The organism is Pseudoalteromonas sp. meg-B1 (genome assembly GCF_003173795.1).
GTDB lineage: Bacteria > Pseudomonadota > Gammaproteobacteria > Enterobacterales > Alteromonadaceae > Pseudoalteromonas > Pseudoalteromonas undina.
Genome location: NZ_QGQU01000003.1, coordinates 215,932 through 232,776 on the forward strand (window position 1 = coordinate 215,932; position 16,845 = coordinate 232,776).

Here is a 16,845-nt window from a genome sequence, read left to right on the forward strand (position 1 = left end):
GGCGTGTATATTTTTCTTTTGCTAATGTCTGTTTCACTTATATTCTCTTATTTGTTACTTGCTCACAGTGCATAGCGACGCTGGCTGTGGCATCTAAAATAGCCTGCTGCTTTGCTTTAGCAGCCATTTTAGTTATTAATAAAGGTTCGGCTAAATAGGGACTTAAAAGTTCAACAATGCTGCGCTGATTAAATTGCCCCTGTGGCATTAATAATGCCCCTTCTGCCATTACTAAATACTGTGCATTTGCTGTTTGGTGATCATCAACCGCATGTGGAAACGGTACAAATACCGCCATTTTACCTGCTGCAGCAATTTCACTAACCGTTAGCGCTCCAGCGCGACAAATTACAATATCGGCCCAGCTATAAGCGGTATCCATATCATCAATAAATTCAGCAACAGTTACTTGTTCATCGCCCATTTGTTGCTGCTGGTAACTTTCGCTCACACTAGCAAAATGGCCTTTACCAGTTTGGTGCCAAACATTAATGGCACAGGTATCATTTAAGCGCTTAAATGCTTCAGGCAGTGTTTGGTTAAGTACTTGCGCACCTAGTGAGCCACCCACTACAAGCATATTAATTGGACTTGATATTTCCCGCTTAGGTATATCAACTACACTCTGACGCACAGGGTTACCCACCAGCTCAGCTTTACCACTGGCAAAAGCACTTGGAAATGCAGCTAATACGCGATTCGCAAATTTCGCTAGCCATTTATTGCTCATACCAGCTACGGCGTTTTGCTCATGAATTACCAAAGGGATACCGAGACTTTTTGCCGCAATACCCGTAGGGCCTGTCACGTAGCCGCCCATAGCTAAAACCACGTCAGGGCGTTGTTGTTTTAATACTTTACGCGCCTGCAATATTGCATTAATAACCATGAATGGCGCTTTAATGAGGCGTTTTAAACCATTACCTCGCACGCCTTTTACATCAATAAAATCAATTTCTATGTTGTGCTTGGGCACGACACTGGCTTCCATTCTATCAGGAGTGCCTATCCAGCTAACTTGCCAACCTTGCTGTTTGAGATAATCAGCAACCGCAATCCCCGGGAAAATATGTCCACCTGTGCCCCCTGCTACAACGACTATTTTTTTACTCATCGTTTAGCTCCCCCCGACGTGGCCTGTTTAGTTGCCATCTTCGTTTCAAAATCTACCCGTAATAAAATACCAGTGGCTATGGTCATCATTAATAAACTTGAGCCACCATAGGAAATAAACGGTAGGGTTAGTCCTTTGGTTGGTAATATACCGGCACTGGCGCCTACATTAACCATAGTTTGAAATGCAAACCAAATACCGATAGCTAAAGCTAAATAGCCTTCATATTCTTTACCGTTTTTAAGCGCATTTTGGCCAATTAGTAGCGCTCTAAATACTAATGTTCCTAATACCATTAAAATACTCAATACGCCCATAAAACCGAGTTCTTCAGCAATCACGGCAAAAATAAAATCGGTGTGTGCTTCCGGTAAATATTGTAATTTTTGTACGCTATTACCTAAGCCTTGGCCAAACCAATCACCTTGGCTATAAGCCATCAGTGATTGCACTAATTGATAACCTTTACCAAAAGGGTCGTCCCAAGGCTCTAAAAAACCCACCACACGCGCCATACGATAGGGCTCAAACACAATCAACCCAACCACCAACGCAATACCGGTTAAAATAAGTGCAAAAAATTGCCAAAGCTTGGCACCGGCTAAAAACAATAAACCAACCGTAGTAACAAACATCACCACCACGGTTCCTAAATCTGGCTGCATTAAAATAAGCGCTGCATAAACGGCAAATACCGCTATGGGTTTAGCAAAGCCTTTAATGTTTTCTTGTACTTCACTGCGCTTACGGACTAAATAGCCTGCGATATAACTAAAAAAGAATAACTTAGCGAGCTCGGAGGCTTGAATATTAAACGGTCCTATAGGTATCCAACGGGTAGAACCATTCACTTCTCGCCCCACAATTAGCACCACCAATAACAACACTAAGCCGATTAGTAATAAGTAGGGGTTAGCTTTTTTCCACCACGACATAGGTACTTGAGTACTTATGCAAAATAAACAAAACGAGAGCCCTAAAAAAATACCGTGGCGGATAGTAAAATGATAAATATTGCCAAACAGCCTATCGGCCGTCGGCATTGAAGCACTAGTTACCATCACAAAGCCCACCCCTATTAGCATTAACATGCAATAAAGGAGCGGCACATCATAAAGCTGCGCCGAAGGTTTAGGAGTAAATGCCTCTTTAATATCCGCAAAAGCTATCATGGCAGCTCCTGCAATACACAATGCACAAAATCATCGCCGCGCTGCATATAGTTGTTATACATATCTATACTGGCGCAGGCTGGGGCTAATAAAACCGTATCGCCTGACGTACTTAATTGTTTAGCAAGCGCCACAGCTTCAGACATGTTAGTGGTTAAATGACCTTTAGCAGTTAGTGCCACTAACTCTTTTGCATCTTTACCAAAGCAAATGAGGGCTTTAACGTGTTGCTCAACATAAGGTTTAAGTGCCTCTAAATCAGCGCCTTTTGCATCGCCACCAGCAATAACCACTAAGCTTTGTTGCTTACCCGCTAAACTATCAATAGCGGTAATTGTTGCGCCTACATTGGTGGCTTTAGAATCATTAAAATACTTAACGCTATTAAACTCACCCACAAACTGGCAACGATGTGCCAAGCCATTAAATTGAGCTAACGCAGTTTTATAATGCGCTTTAGTTATTTCAAACGGGCTGAGTAACGCCATTACTGCCAATGTGTTTAAATAGTTATGCTTACCCACAACAGCTAAAGTACTTACTGGTAAATAAGCTTCGCCCTTTACCATAAAGTACGCTTCGTTATTATGCTGTGCTAAGTGGTAATCGCCTTGTGCTTCTCCAAAACTAACTTGTGGTGCTAACGTGCGACTCACTGAGTGGGTTTGTCTATCGTCAGCATTAATAACTAAAAGTTCAGCGCCGTTATAAATACTTAACTTTGAATCTATATAAGCTTGATAGCTATCATAGCGATCGAGATGATCTTCTGAAATATTAAGCACAGTTGCACTGCTGGCTTTTAAGCTGTCAGTGGTATCAAGCTGAAAACTCGATAGTTCCAGTACAAATACATCAAAGTCACCGTCAAGTAAATCCAGTACAGCTGTGCCAATATTGCCGCCCAGTGCTACTTTATAACCTGCGGTTTTTAATACTTCGTAAGCAAGGGTTACTACCGTTGATTTACCGTTTGAACCTGTTACCGCAACAACTGGTTTAGTGTTAATGCGGGCAAATAACTCAACATCACCAATTATTTCTACACCTGCATTCATTGCCTGTGCAACCGCAGGGGTTTTTAAACTTAGCCCGGGACTAATAATGATCATATCGCAAGCACTGAGCGCCGCGTTATTTAAATCACCAAAGTGAGTATTTAGATTAGCGGCATGTTGCTTGAGCCAATCAACACCGGGAGGATTTTCTCGGCTATCGACTACATTGGGCTGTATTCCTTGAGATAATAAAAAGCGCACAATGCCCAGGCCGGTTACACCGAGCCCGAGCACTGTTATTTGTTTATTTTTTATCTCGTTTAAATACTGCATTTATCGGATCTTTAATGTCGCAAGGCCAGCGAGCACCAGCACAATAGAAATTATCCAAAAGCGCACAATAACGCGTGGCTCTGGCCATCCTTTAAGTTCATAATGGTGGTGAATCGGCGCCATTTTAAAAATACGTTGGCCGCGTAATTTATAAGAGCCAACTTGTAAAATTACCGACAGCGCTTCCATTACAAACACGCCCCCCATAATAATAAGTAATAACTCTTGGCGAACCAGCACAGCAATAATACCTAATGCACCACCTAGAGCTAACGAGCCTACATCGCCCATAAACACTTGTGCTGGGTAGGTGTTAAACCATAAAAAGCCTAACCCTGCACCCACAATAGCGGTACACACCACTACCAATTCACTGGCAAGTGGCAAATGCGGAATATGTAAATAAGCTGAAAAGTTAATATTACCGGTTAAATAAGCAATAATAGCCAGCGCTGCAGCCACTAAAATTGTTGGCACAATAGCTAAGCCATCTAGTCCGTCGGTTAAGTTTACCGCGTTTGAGGTGCCCACTAATGCAAAATACGTGATTACGATATAAAACAGTCCTAGCTGTGGCAGTACATCTTTAAAAAATGGTACAACAAGAGATGTCTCTGTCGCTTGGGTACTGGTCATGTAAAGTGCAGTTGCTACAACCAATGCAATTACTGATTGCCAAAAATACTTCCACTTAGCAATCAGTCCTTTAGGATCTTTGCGGATCACTTTGCGGTAATCGTCAATAAAGCCAACAATCCCCAATGAACCAATCACAAATAATGTGGCCCATACGTATTTATTAGACAAATCAGCCCACAATAAAGTGCTGGTGAATATTGCCGCTAAAATAAGTAAGCCACCCATGGTCGGCGTACCCGATTTAGACAAATGCGATTGCGGACCATCATCACGTACTGTTTGTCCAATTTGCATGCGCTGTAAACCACGAATTAACTTTGGCCCCAAATAAAGCGACATAATTAATGCGGTCAAAATACCTAAAATGGCACGAAGAGTTAAATACGAAAAAACATTAAAGCCACTATAATATTGAGTTAAATACTCAGCCAGCCAAACTAACATTATGATACTCCATTGATGGCTTGTTGCTGGCCATTAACTAAATCGGTTACTAAAAGCTCCATGCGAGAACTGCGTGATCCTTTCACGACAAGGGTAATTTTTTTATCTACTTTGCTAATACTGTTTTGAATTTGCTGCAGCATTTGCTCACGATTTGAAAAGTGACGATTAGGCAGCTCAAATACATCACTTGCTGACTTACTTAATACACCGAGTGTAAATAGCTCATCAATGCCTTGCGCTAATGCATATTCGCCCACTTCTTGATGATACTTACGAGCATCTTCACCAAGCTCCCCCATATCACCGAGAGCCAAAATACGATGACCTTGAATATCGCTAAGTAAATCAATTGCCGCCTTTACCGATTTAACGTTGGCATTATAAGTATCATCTATAATGGTGAGTGACTCACTGGCTTCAATCAGGTTAACCCGTCCTTTAACTTCACCCATGGTCGCTAGGGCGCTGGCAATTTCTTCAAGCGACACGTCAAACTCACTGGTTAATGCCGCAGCAATAAGCGCGTTGCTAATATTATGCTTGCCTGGCAATGCTAACGTTACCGGTACTCTGTGTTGTTTGGTACATAACATAAAGCTTGCGCGAGCTTGTGCATCTAGGCTGATGTCCTCAGCCCAAATATCCAGCTTTTCACTGCTAGAAAAGCATTTAATATTGCGCGTTGCTAACTTATCAAGCCAATACTGACTAAACTCGCTATCGCAATTAACAATGGCAATGCCATCGTCTTTTAAACCATCGTAAATTTCGCCTTTGGCTTGTGCCACCCCTTGCAGGCTACCAAAACCTTCTAAATGCGCCGCGGCAACATTACATACCACGGCAACATCTGGTTTAGTCATGGCGGTAGTGTAGGCAATTTCACCAATGTGGTTAGCACCGAGTTCAATAACCGCATAACGATGCTGTGGCTCTAATCTCAATAAGGTAAGAGGCACGCCAATATCATTATTAAAGTTGCCTTTAGTCGCTAAAACATCACCTTTACTTGATAAGATAGCAGCACACATTTCTTTTACTGTGGTTTTACCTACACTGCCAGTAATAGCGATAGTTTTAGGTGCAACTTGCGCCATAACCGCTGTTCCAATCGTGCCTAATGCAATACGGGTATCGGCAACTACAAATTGAGCAATGTCGGTATCAACAGCGTGATCAACAATGACTCCAATAGCACCTTTTTGTTTTGCTTGCTCAATAAACTTATGACCATCAAAGTTAGGGCCTTTAAGTGCCAAAAACACTTCACCATCACATAAAGTACGGGTATCGGTGTTTATATTTATTACTTGACGATTATCACCTTGATAATCAGTTGCTAGCACATTAGCTAGCCAATCAAAATCCATTGGGATCATGCTTGAGACCCTCTTACTGCTTGTTTTAATTGTTGTTGTACAAATTGGCGGTCGCAAAAATCAATGCGTTTGTTACCTATAATTTGATAGTCTTCATGCCCTTTACCGGCAATTAAAATAACCTCACCGGCTTTTGCGTTATCTATAGCAAATTGTATTGCAGCACCACGGTCGGCCTCTAAATGGGCGTTTTGTGGGTGTGTTAATCCTGCAGCTACATCATTAATAATTTCATTGGGATCTTCTGAGCGCGGGTTATCACTGGTAATGATCACTTTATCTGCAAACTGCTCAGCGGCTTGTGCCATTAGTACACGTTTACCTTTATCTCTGTCGCCGCCGCAACCAAATACACAACTCACTCCACCTGGTACATGTTGTTGCAGCGCTTGTAACGCTAGTGCGAGTGCATCAGGCGTATGTGCATAATCAACCACGCAAGTAGGCATATTTGGCGCTGTAAATGCTTGCATTCTGCCTGCTACAGGTTGCAAATACTCACACCCTGCCACTAATTGCGTTAATGGGTAACCTAGCGCTAATAATGTGGCTAAAGCAGCGGTTAAATTGTATAGATTAAATTCACCATATAACGGTGATTTTATGGCAATATCACCCCAACTTGTAGTTAATTGCGCCGAAATACCGGTTGCCGAATAGCTAACATCAGAAAAATACACAAACTGAGCGTTTTTAGGGGCTAAGTTTTTACGGCCATAACAAATTAGTTTATTAAAGCTATATTTTTCAACCCATTGCTCTGCTTGTCCGTCATCTTGGTTAAGAATGACATTGGCAGCATCAAAATCACGAAACAGCATCAACTTGGCATCACCGTAACTATCCATGTCACCATGATAATCTAGATGATCACGAGATAGGTTAGTAAATACCGCCGCTTTGAAATGGCACTGATCAACACGGTGCTGCACTAGACCATGCGATGATACTTCCATTGCTACTAAACGATGTTGCTGCTCTTTTAAGTCACTTAAAATATGCTGTAAATCCACACTCGAGGGCGTGGTATTTTGCAGCGGTGTTAACTTATCTGGATGGCCATAACCGAGCGTGCCTATAATTGCGGCTTGGGTACGACAAAACTGTGCTAAATGAGCAATCATTGCGGTAGTAGTCGACTTACCATTGGTACCTGTTACGCCAACTAAATCTAATTCTAGGCTCGGTTGCTGGTAAAATTTACTCGCTAAAACAGGCAATTTTTTATTTAATTCTGAGACTAAATAAAGCGGCTCAAAATCACTTTCAAACTCACACAGTCTGTCGGCAATAATTGCACTGGCACCATTCTCAATTGCTTTATCAATAAACTGTCCGCCATCAAGCTGATGACCTTTTATTGCCACAAACACATCACCAGGTTTTACATCGCGGCTGTCTAAACGCAACTCGTTTACCATTAAACGTGCTGCATCTATTTCTAAATATTTTAAAATTGTGTGTAAATCACGCACCATCATCTTTGCCCTTCACGTATGCCACCGAGTCTTTATCTGGGGCAACGTTTAAAATTCTTAATGAATTAGAGATTATTTCTGCAAACGCCGGACCTGCCGTTGCGCCACCGTAATAAACATCTCCACCGGGCTCGTTGATTAATACCACAACGGCTAATCGCGGATTACTCGCAGGGGCAATGCCCGCAAAATAACCTACATATTCGTCACCATAACCACCTGCAGCGGCCTTTTTAGAAGTACCCGTTTTACCAGCAGCGCGGTAGCCATCAACTTTAATACGGCGTGCGGTACCACCTTCTTCAAATACGCTTTCCATCATATGAACTACCGCTTCAACATCTTGTTGTTGAAAAACACGTTCACCTTCAGGTATAGAATCTTGCTTTAGTACAGTGAGTGGGCGGTTCACCCCACCCGCGCCTAACATGGCGTAAAAACGAGCCATTTGCGCGGTACTCACGGCAATATTGTAACCAAACGAAAGTGCGGCAATTTCGTGATCTGACCAACGACGATTTGGGTAAAATAAACCACTACTTTCCCCGACCATGCCGGTACCACTATCACTACCAAAACCCACCTTTTGGTAAAGACCTACAAAATAGTCTTTGGGTACGGTTTGGCTTATTTTCGTTACGCCCATATTACTGGAGTACTTTAAAATTTCGCGCAGCGTCATTTCACCATGATTACGGGTATCTTGTACTAAGCTTCCCCCTAAACGCATCCAGCCTGGGTAGGTATCAACTTTGTCATCCGGTTGGATTGTGCCGTAGTCTAATCCAGCTAAAATGGCTAGAGGCTTAACGGTTGAGCCGGGTTCAAACAAATCGGTAATTGCACGGTTACGACGTTTATGAGGAGCCGCACCGCTTAAATTGTTAGGATTAAATGAAGGACTATTTACCATAGCCAAAACTTCACCAGTTTTAACATCAACCACCATGGCTGAACCTGAAGTGGCCTTGTAAGTTAATACCGCTGATTTAACCGCTTTGTAGGCAATCGCCTGAATACGCTGATCAATACTCAGTTGAATACTCTCAGGCTCCACTCGCTCGCGCTCATCAAGCACTTCAACTTCACGTCCTTGGGCATCTTTTCGAATCGTACGTCGGCCTTCTTCACCTGTGAGTGCATTTTCGTAAAGCTTTTCAATGCCTTCAATGCCTTTGCCATCGATATTAGTAAAACCAATGATATGCGCACTGACCTCACCGGCAGGGTAATAGCGTTTTGATTCATCTAATAAATGAATACCTGGTAGGCGTAAATCGCCAATATAATTAGCAACAGCCGGAGTAACTTGGCGTTTTAAGTAAACAAAGCGACGAGTAGGATCATCAAGTAGTCGGGTATTAATTTTGCTCGGTTCAATGCGCAGTACATCGGCTAGTTCACGCCAGCGCAAATCGTTTTTATAATACAGGGCGGTACGCTTGTTTAGCTCAGCGACATTTTCACGCAGAGTTTGCTGATCTTCACCATTTTTACGGGCTTGTCTGAGCACTTTGCTCACCAGTGATTTATGCAAAGCTTTAGGATCTGCATACACACTGACTACAGGCACACTAACAGCTAACTCTTTACCGTTACGATCGAAGATCATACCGCGTTGCACATGCAATTTTTCAACACGTACCGTACGCTTGTCACTTTCGGAGCGAGCCTTATCGGGTTCAATTACTTGCAAATATGCGGCGCGCGATACCAAAGTCACAAACACTAAAAAAATCACCGCGCACACTAAAATAAAGCGCCATGCGATTAGGTTGTTGACTGGTTTTTTGCCTCGCGTTCTCATTGTAATATAATTACCTGCTCATCTTGGCTGGTTGGCCGCTTCATTTCTAATTGTGACGTTGCCACTTCTTCAATGCGTGCATGTTGCGAATAAAATTCTTCTTCCACTAAAAAATAACGCCACTCTAAATCCAATTCATCACGCTCTTGCAGTAACGAATCTTGCTCAATTAATTGCGCACGAGATAAATGAGTTACCTGCACCACGCTCAAACTTGACGCGAATATCACAACCAACAAGGCCAAGGTGATCTTGTTCGCACCTAGGCCTTTAATTATTTCAATAAATAGATTGGGTTGGCGATAACTCGCTTTTTTACTCATCCCAACCTCTGTGCAATCCTTAGTACTGAGCTACGAGAGCGTGGATTGCGAGCCACTTCATCAGCACTTGGTTTAATAGCTTTACCCACTGCTTTTAACGTCAGGTTTTTATTTATTTGTGCGTCGGTTAAAGGCAGACCTCTGGGTATCGCTTCTCCCTTACTCTGTTTTTTAATAAATTGTTTTACAATGCGATCTTCTAAAGAGTGAAAAGAAATAACAACTAAGCGACCACCCGGCTTAAGAACTTTAATCGCCGCTTGTAGTGCGGTTTGAATTTCCTCTAACTCGCTATTGATATAAATACGAATTGCCTGAAACGTGCGCGTTGCAGGATGTTTAAACTTATCTTTAACAGGTACTGCTTCATCAACTAAATCTGCGAGCTGTTTAGTAGTAGTGATTGGCGTATGTTCACGCACTTCCAATATCTTGTGCGCAATGCGCTTACCAAATTTTTCTTCACCTAGCTTTTTGATCACATGGGTAATGTCATCTAGTTCCGCCTCAGCTAACCACTGCGCAGCGCTACGGCCTGTGCTTGGATCCATTCGCATATCAAGCGGGCCGTCTTTCATAAAACTAAAGCCACGAGCAGCATCATCTAACTGCGGTGACGACACACCAATATCAAGTAAAATGCCATCAACTTTACCAATTAGATCGTTTTGCTCAGCAACTTCGTATAACTTTGAGAACCGTGAGTGAGCAATCGAAAAACGTGAATCATCGGCAAACTTTTCTGCTGACTTTATAGCTTGTGGATCCTGATCAATAGCCTGCAAGCGACCAGCGTCGCCCAAGCGCGCTAATATTTGCCCTGAATGTCCGCCACGTCCAAAGGTGCCATCCATATAAATGCCGTCTGGCTTAATTGCAAGTGCATCTATGGTTTCTTCCATTAATACGGATACGTGTTCAAATTGCGCTGTCATTAGCTATTTTTTGCCTTTTTGTTTTGCTGCTAGAGGGTAAAGTTATCTAAATCGTCATTCGGTTCAAATTCACCAAGCCTTTCAAGCTCAGTGTCTTGGCGCATTTGTTCGTGCCAACGCGCCTCATCCCAAATCTCAAATTTATTCATTAAGCCCACCAGCATAATTTTTTTGCCAAGTTCTGCATGTGAGCGCAAAGAAGGCGCCAGCAAAATTCGACCGTTTTTATCAAGCTGATACTCTGTCGCATTACCTAACAACATACGTTGCATCCGTCGCGCTCTGGGATTCATATTAGATATTTTTGCTAAACGGCTTTCTATTTCTAACCATTCAGCAAGGGGGTATAACCAAAGGCAAGGCTCATTGAGTGCAACAGTGCAAATAACCGTTCCCTGATCTTCAGACAATAGCGTGTCTCGGTACTTTGTTGGTACCGCAAAACGTCCTTTATCATCCAAACTCAGTGAACTTGCGCCACGAAACATAAAAAGCCTATTGTAAAATTATTTTAATCAACTTTTTGATTAACCCGATCCAGTTTGATCCACTAAACACCACTTTTTACCACAGTGCTCCAGTTTAGGGCTTGACAAGCCTTTTTGTCAAGTAAGTCACCCAGCTTTAGCGCCCCGCGAAGCCTGAAAAAATAAGGCTCAGATTAAAGCGGTTGAATTGTTTAGTAAAAAATCTGATCAGCCAGTAAAAAATTTTTTATCGTTTTTTTTAGTAGCTTGCTGGCATTATTTGCTTAATGAATAAACAGTGAATAATTACAATTTATTTAGGGTGTGTAGGACTTTGTTTATTCGAACTAGGTGCAACTAAATTGTGACCTGAAATGTATAACCGAGTAAGCAAAGGAAAAATCAACCTCGAATGATCAAAACGCCTTAGTTTGTAAAAATTACAAACTGTTGTCGCAATAGTTACAGCTATAAACCTACTAAAAATTAGTAAATAAAATACAATCCATAAAAAACAATGAGTTAAAAACTGGTTTAATCATTGCACCTTAATAATTACTTTTAAAAAACTATTAAGGATTGATTATGGCTACGGCAACTAAGAGCAAAACTGCTATTGATGCAAAACAAGAGATTGAGGCCCCGTTAACAGATAAGGCAACATCAGCTGCGCATGACGCAGTAGATGCATTATCGAGTAAAGCGGCGGTAGCTGAAAATGGCGTTCGTAAAGGAGCAAGCAGCTCAGCAGAAACACTTAATGAGAAACAATTAGCAGCTCGCGAGAAATTAGAAGAATGTACTTCTAAGACTCGTCAACTCGCATCAGAAAACCCATTAGCAACGGCTGGTCTTGCATTTGCTGCTGGTATGTTAGTTACTGCACTATTTCGTCGCAAGTAATACTAATGCAAAACCTACATTCAACATCAAGTGAATCACAATCGACAGATTCGCAGTCATCGGCAAAACATGCCGATGACTGGCAAGATCATGTTGCTAAGCTTGCTGATTATGCAGCACAGCTCAAGGATGATTATCATCAACAAGGAAAGTTGACGCATCAGATTACTATAGCTGAATGGAAATTGTCGTTAAGATCCTTAGCACTGATCACTATCCTACTTGGATGTTTTGCCAGTGGCTTGGTGTTACTGTGGGTCGGGTTTTTAGGTATTGTAGGCTTTGCGACTTTTGACTTATTTAGCTCGATTTGGCTGAGCATTACTGTAGTGATCAGCCTACAAATTTTATGTTTAATTTGGCTGTGGCGAAACGCAGTTTATCTAAGCAAAAAAATTGGCTTTACTAAAACGCTAAATAGTCTAAAGCAGCTGCTTAAATTATAAGGCATACACTATTATGTTAATCAATTACTTGATCAACTCACCGAATGCTCGAGTGCAACAGCTACACAAAGAAGTCGTGATGCGATCTGAGCTAAAGCGTCAGCACCTTACGGCAATAAAATATCGAGCCAAACGTTTTGCCGCAACAAAAGTGGGGCTCGTTAGTGCTTTTACCGCAGGCGCGGTTGTGGAGTCGGCAAAGGGAGACACCAACTTGGTAAAAAAATACAGTTGGTTATTAAAACTACTCGCTTAAAATTCACTCCTACATTAAATCGTCACGACAGTGAGCCAAAATAACCGTTTTGATAATCGCTAACCGCTTGGCGAATTTCAGCTTCAGTGGTCATTACAAACGGCCCCATATGTGCAATTGGCTGATTAAGCGGATCAGCTGCTAAAATCAGAACACCTGCTGCTTTTTCGGCACGTATGCAAATATCACTCGATGGCTCAACAATAAGTAATTTTCCTGCATCAAAGGTTTCACCTTGCGCTGATTCTAATGATCCAGTGTGTATGTAAATCATCACTTTTTGCTGTTTTAGTGCTGGTAGATAAAGCTCCTTACCTGCAGGCAAAGCCACATCGGCTATAGCACCATTAGCGGCTAAGTTTTGTAAGCTTGAAACCAATTGCTGTGAATCAAATTGCCATGTCCCTGCTAGCGCTTTAAGACTAATACCTTGTTGATTAGTAAAACTCGGTGCTGGATGCTCTGTGGTATCCTGGTATTGCGGCTCACGCATTTTGTCAGCGCTTGGCATATTGAGCCAAATTTGAAAGCCATGTAAGCCTTTTTCAGCATCAGCAAGTGGCATTTCACTGTGCATAACACCACTACCGGTGCTCATCCATTGTACGTCACCGGCGCGAATCGCTTCTGTGTTACCCATTTGATCTTTATGCTCAAATCCTCCTTTTAAAATATAGGTAAAAGTTTCGATACCGCGATGAGGGTGAGGAGGAAAACCACCAATATAGTCACTCTCATCATCAGATTTAAGCTCATCAATCATTAAAAATGGGTCTAAATATTTACCATCAAATCCTGGAATACGACGGATATTGACGCCATCCCCATCTTGGGTAGCATAAGCAGTTAAAACTTTGGTTATTTTCATTTTTTGCCTAATATGTTATGTAAATATATAAGGGATTAAATTATTATTTCATCATGATTTTTATACGTAAATTAATATATTTCAATCATATGCAACACTATTTTATTGCAAAATCTTAGATATAACCTTAGTACTTCAATGGTTATTTATAGTAGGATTATCAAGCGTCACTCTACTTTGCACTAATTTGGATACGACTATTTTTACTTCATCATTAAAACATCAACTCTACCGCCTTCTTATGCTAATTTGCATACCTGTTGCTGCTATTATTTTAGTAACCTTGTGGTTTAGTCGTGACGCAGCCATTAAAGAGCACGAGACAAAAGTGCGCACCATCACTGAGCAACTAATTATCAAACAACAAAGCATGATTGATGATGTCAAAAAAGTTACTGAGTTTTTAGCAAAAAAACAAAAAGACATTAAGTCTTTACCCTCTACTTGTCCTGCGTATTTTTTAGATGTTAAGGCACTCAATGGTAATATCGCGAATATTGGTATAGTAAATAAAAATGGTGACCTAATTTGTACCTCAAAAAGTAGTGACACTAATATTAACATTAGCGACCGTCCCTATTTTAAAAACGCGATCGCCAGTAAAGAGTTCAGTATTGGCCATTTCCAGCACGATCGCAGCCTCAAAGCGCAAAGTATTAACTTTGCTTACCCTATCTTAAATGAAAATAATGATATTGAAGGCGTTATTGTGACCGTAATCGCTTTAGACTGGTGGAGCTCGGCATTTAATACTTTAAATTTATCGACAGGAATCAGAGCTGTCATTACTGACTCTAACGGTAGTATTTTAGCTAACTACCCTTTTTCAGCCGATAGACTAGGCAACAAATTGGAAAAGTTCGATTTAGCGCATAACTTGCAAGCTGGTGTTATTTTTAAAGGAAAAGATGGTATCCGAAGAGTTTTCCATCAAACAACACTCTATCGTGATGGCAATAACAATAAGCTCTCTATTTATATTACTCAACCAATAGATGAAACACTTGAGCAAATAGATATTAACTTTGTAAAAATGGTTTTGGGATTTTTAATTACCATTTTGCTTTTAGCCGTATTGGCTAGACGATTAGTTAATAAAAGCATCTTAAACCCGATTAAAAGTTTAACGCAGGCCGTTAACCGCTTAGCAGCCGGTAATATGCCTCATGACGACGAGCAGCCCAATAGTCCTGAGCTAAATAGACTCTATCATCGTTTTAAATATATGGCCGAAACTCGCTTAACAGCTGAAGCATGCCTTAAACATAAACATGACGAGCTTAATAGCTTGCTTAATGCGCTACCCGATGCTTTTTTACGTGTAGATGCCAATGGCAATATACTTGATACCGGTGGACGTATTAAATCGTTAAATTATAGCCATTCAACACCGCCTAAAAAGTTATCGTGTTTATTCTCTAGTGCTAATTTAAAACAAGTAGAAGAGTACTTAACAACCCTGAGCGCTCCTGTCACTGTTGAGCTTGAACATAAACAAAACGAGCAGTTCTTTGAAGCTAAAATCAGCCCAATGAAAAAAGTGGATGAGTTTATAATTGTTATTAGTAACATCACGCAACGAAAGCAGAATCAAGAGTCTTTGCATTTAGCGTCATTAGTTTACAACAACAGTAGTGAAGGTATGGCAATCACAGATGAAAATGGCGTTATTTATGATGTGAACCCTGCATTTTGTGAAACAACTTTGTATTCTCGAAAAGAAGTACTCAATAAAACGGTGGGTATTTTATCATCGGGTAAACACGATAAAGAGTTTTATGATTACATGTGGCAGTCAATAAATAAAACTGGCCGCTGGCAAGGTGAAATAACCAATCGTCGTAAAAATGGCGAGCTGTATGTTGAATGGTTAACCATAGATACTATTTACGATAAAAATAAAGCCCCAACTAGCCGTATTGCTATTTTTACTGATCTAACCGAGAAAAAACAAGCTGACGAGCTAATTTGGCGACAAGCTCATTTTGATCATTTAACCGACTTACCTAATCGACTAGAACTAAAAGAGCGGTTAAATAAACGCTTTACGAGCGTAAACAACCACGACCAAAAACTGGTCATTATGCTGTTAGATATTGATCACTTTAAAGATATTAATGATACGTTAGGCCATCATTATGGCGATAGATTACTTAAATTAGTATCTGAGCGAATTGTGCAAACAGCCAAAGAGGCTGACTTTGTAGCACGTATTGGTGGCGATGAATTTGTTATTGTATTTAGTGACTTACGCGGTAGCGATAATATCAAACAAATAGCAAAATCACTGCTACTTAGCCTTGCTTCGACTATTTTTATTGAAGATGAAAAAGTGTATATCAGTGCCAGTATTGGTATTGCCTGCGCGCCAGATGATGGCCAAAACCCAGAGCAACTGCTTAAAGCTGCTGACCAAGCTATGTATAAGGCAAAAAATAGCGGCCGAAATGACTTTGAATTTTTCTCACATGATATGCGTGAAGATGCAAATGCAAGAATGCAGTTGCTTAAAGAGCTTCGCTCAGCCATAGAGCTAGAACAATTTGAGTTATATTATCAGCCTATTGTATCCCTTGATGATTTACACGTTCATAAAGCTGAGGGACTTATTCGTTGGCAACACCCAGAAAAAGGGCTGATCAGCCCTGCCGATTTTATTCCTCTTGCTGAAGAAACCAGACAAATAAATGCGCTCGGTCAATTTGTATTTACTGAAGCACTGCAAACACTTAATGATATTAAAAAACACATTCAAGATGAATTTCAAATTAGTATTAACGTATCGCCGGTGCAGCTCGCAACCACAGACAGTGGTATAGACGATTGGTATGGCATGCTTGAGACAGCAAATTTACCTGCATCGAGTATTGTGGCAGAAATTACTGAAGGCTTGATGGTTAATCCTGAAGAGCTGACCCAAAGCCGCCTAAAAGCCTTGGTTAAATCAGGGATGCAATTAGCACTCGATGATTTTGGTACTGGTTACTCATCGCTTGCTTACTTACAAGAAATGGATACCGACTACCTAAAAATCGATAAACGCTTTGTTGATAATATTCAAAAAAACAGCCAAGAGCTGGCCTTATGTGAAGCAATTATTATGATGGCTCATCAGCTTGGTTTAAAAGTAATTGCCGAAGGCATAGAAACAAAATTACAAATGGATTTATTACTTGAGGCTGGTTGTGATTACGGTCAAGGCTATTTGTTTTCAAAGCCGCTGCACAAAACCTCGTTTATGCAGCTGATAACAACGAACCAAGTAATTAAGCTCTGATAA

15 protein-coding genes are annotated in these 16,845 nt (G+C 41.1%); 4 read left to right on the forward strand and 11 right to left on the reverse strand.

What is annotated here, in order from left to right:
- Positions 1-37: 37 nt before the first annotated feature.
- The 10 genes from murG to mraZ are packed head-to-tail and all read right to left on the reverse strand — an operon-like array spanning position 38 to position 11,113.
- Positions 38-1,114 (reverse strand): undecaprenyldiphospho-muramoylpentapeptide beta-N-acetylglucosaminyltransferase, encoded by a 1,077-nt coding sequence (gene murG, locus DK924_RS12725; protein WP_010390701.1) that lies wholly within the window; start codon positions 1,112-1,114, stop codon positions 38-40.
- On the reverse strand, positions 1,111-2,286 hold the full coding sequence (gene ftsW, locus DK924_RS12730; protein WP_010390699.1) for a cell division protein FtsW: 1,176 nt from the start codon (positions 2,284-2,286) through the stop codon (positions 1,111-1,113). Before ftsW ends, murG begins: the two co-directional genes overlap by 4 nt.
- Positions 2,283-3,617, reverse strand: a complete 1,335-nt coding sequence (gene murD / locus DK924_RS12735) for a UDP-N-acetylmuramoyl-L-alanine--D-glutamate ligase (RefSeq protein ID WP_109875356.1) — start codon at positions 3,615-3,617, stop codon at positions 2,283-2,285. Before murD ends, ftsW begins: the two co-directional genes overlap by 4 nt.
- Complete coding sequence (gene mraY / locus DK924_RS12740) at positions 3,618-4,700, reverse strand: phospho-N-acetylmuramoyl-pentapeptide-transferase (RefSeq protein ID WP_054202311.1); 1,083 nt, start codon at positions 4,698-4,700, stop codon at positions 3,618-3,620.
- On the reverse strand, positions 4,700-6,082 hold the full coding sequence (gene murF, locus DK924_RS12745) for a UDP-N-acetylmuramoyl-tripeptide--D-alanyl-D-alanine ligase (RefSeq protein WP_109875357.1): 1,383 nt from the start codon (positions 6,080-6,082) through the stop codon (positions 4,700-4,702). Before murF ends, mraY begins: the two co-directional genes overlap by 1 nt.
- Complete coding sequence (murE, locus tag DK924_RS12750) at positions 6,079-7,557, reverse strand: UDP-N-acetylmuramoyl-L-alanyl-D-glutamate--2,6-diaminopimelate ligase (protein ID WP_181388782.1); 1,479 nt, start codon at positions 7,555-7,557, stop codon at positions 6,079-6,081. The genes murF and murE overlap by 4 nt, the downstream gene beginning before the upstream one ends.
- Positions 7,550-9,367, reverse strand: a complete 1,818-nt coding sequence (locus tag DK924_RS12755) for a peptidoglycan glycosyltransferase FtsI (RefSeq protein WP_010390693.1) — start codon at positions 9,365-9,367, stop codon at positions 7,550-7,552. The genes murE and DK924_RS12755 overlap by 8 nt, the downstream gene beginning before the upstream one ends.
- Complete coding sequence (gene ftsL, locus DK924_RS12760; protein ID WP_010390691.1) at positions 9,364-9,690, reverse strand: cell division protein FtsL; 327 nt, start codon at positions 9,688-9,690, stop codon at positions 9,364-9,366. Before ftsL ends, DK924_RS12755 begins: the two co-directional genes overlap by 4 nt.
- The gene (gene rsmH / locus DK924_RS12765) at positions 9,687-10,625 is read right to left on the reverse strand and encodes a 16S rRNA (cytosine(1402)-N(4))-methyltransferase RsmH (protein ID WP_054202314.1); all 939 of its coding nucleotides are present in this window, start codon (positions 10,623-10,625) and stop codon (positions 9,687-9,689) included. The genes ftsL and rsmH overlap by 4 nt, the downstream gene beginning before the upstream one ends.
- Before the next feature lie 29 nt (positions 10,626-10,654).
- A complete protein-coding gene (gene mraZ / locus DK924_RS12770) occupies positions 10,655-11,113 on the reverse strand; it encodes a division/cell wall cluster transcriptional repressor MraZ (RefSeq protein ID WP_010390682.1) in 459 nt (152 codons plus the stop codon).
- A 564-nt stretch (positions 11,114-11,677) separates the two neighbouring features.
- Between mraZ and DK924_RS12775 the strand changes: the two genes are divergently transcribed.
- From DK924_RS12775 to DK924_RS12785, 3 genes are read left to right on the forward strand one after another with little or no spacing between them, the layout of a single operon-like run.
- Positions 11,678-11,995 (forward strand): hypothetical protein, encoded by a 318-nt coding sequence (locus DK924_RS12775; RefSeq protein WP_010390681.1) that lies wholly within the window; start codon positions 11,678-11,680, stop codon positions 11,993-11,995.
- Between the two features lie 5 nt (positions 11,996-12,000).
- Positions 12,001-12,441, forward strand: a complete 441-nt coding sequence (locus DK924_RS12780; RefSeq protein ID WP_109875358.1) for a hypothetical protein — start codon at positions 12,001-12,003, stop codon at positions 12,439-12,441.
- A gap of 13 nt (positions 12,442-12,454) precedes the next feature.
- Complete coding sequence (locus DK924_RS12785; protein WP_109875359.1) at positions 12,455-12,697, forward strand: hypothetical protein; 243 nt, start codon at positions 12,455-12,457, stop codon at positions 12,695-12,697.
- A 22-nt stretch (positions 12,698-12,719) separates the two neighbouring features.
- Here the strand turns inward: DK924_RS12785 and DK924_RS12790 are convergent, their stop codons facing one another.
- Positions 12,720-13,565, reverse strand: coding sequence for a pirin family protein (locus tag DK924_RS12790; RefSeq protein WP_109875360.1), 846 nt, complete (start codon positions 13,563-13,565; stop codon positions 12,720-12,722).
- A gap of 241 nt (positions 13,566-13,806) precedes the next feature.
- On the opposite strand from DK924_RS12790, the gene DK924_RS12795 reads away from it, so the two are divergent.
- Positions 13,807-16,842 carry an EAL domain-containing protein gene (locus tag DK924_RS12795; protein ID WP_109875487.1) on the forward strand — a complete coding sequence of 1,012 codons (3,036 nt, stop codon included), beginning with the start codon at positions 13,807-13,809 and terminating at the stop codon, positions 16,840-16,842.
- The last annotated feature ends 3 nt before the right edge of the window (positions 16,843-16,845 follow it).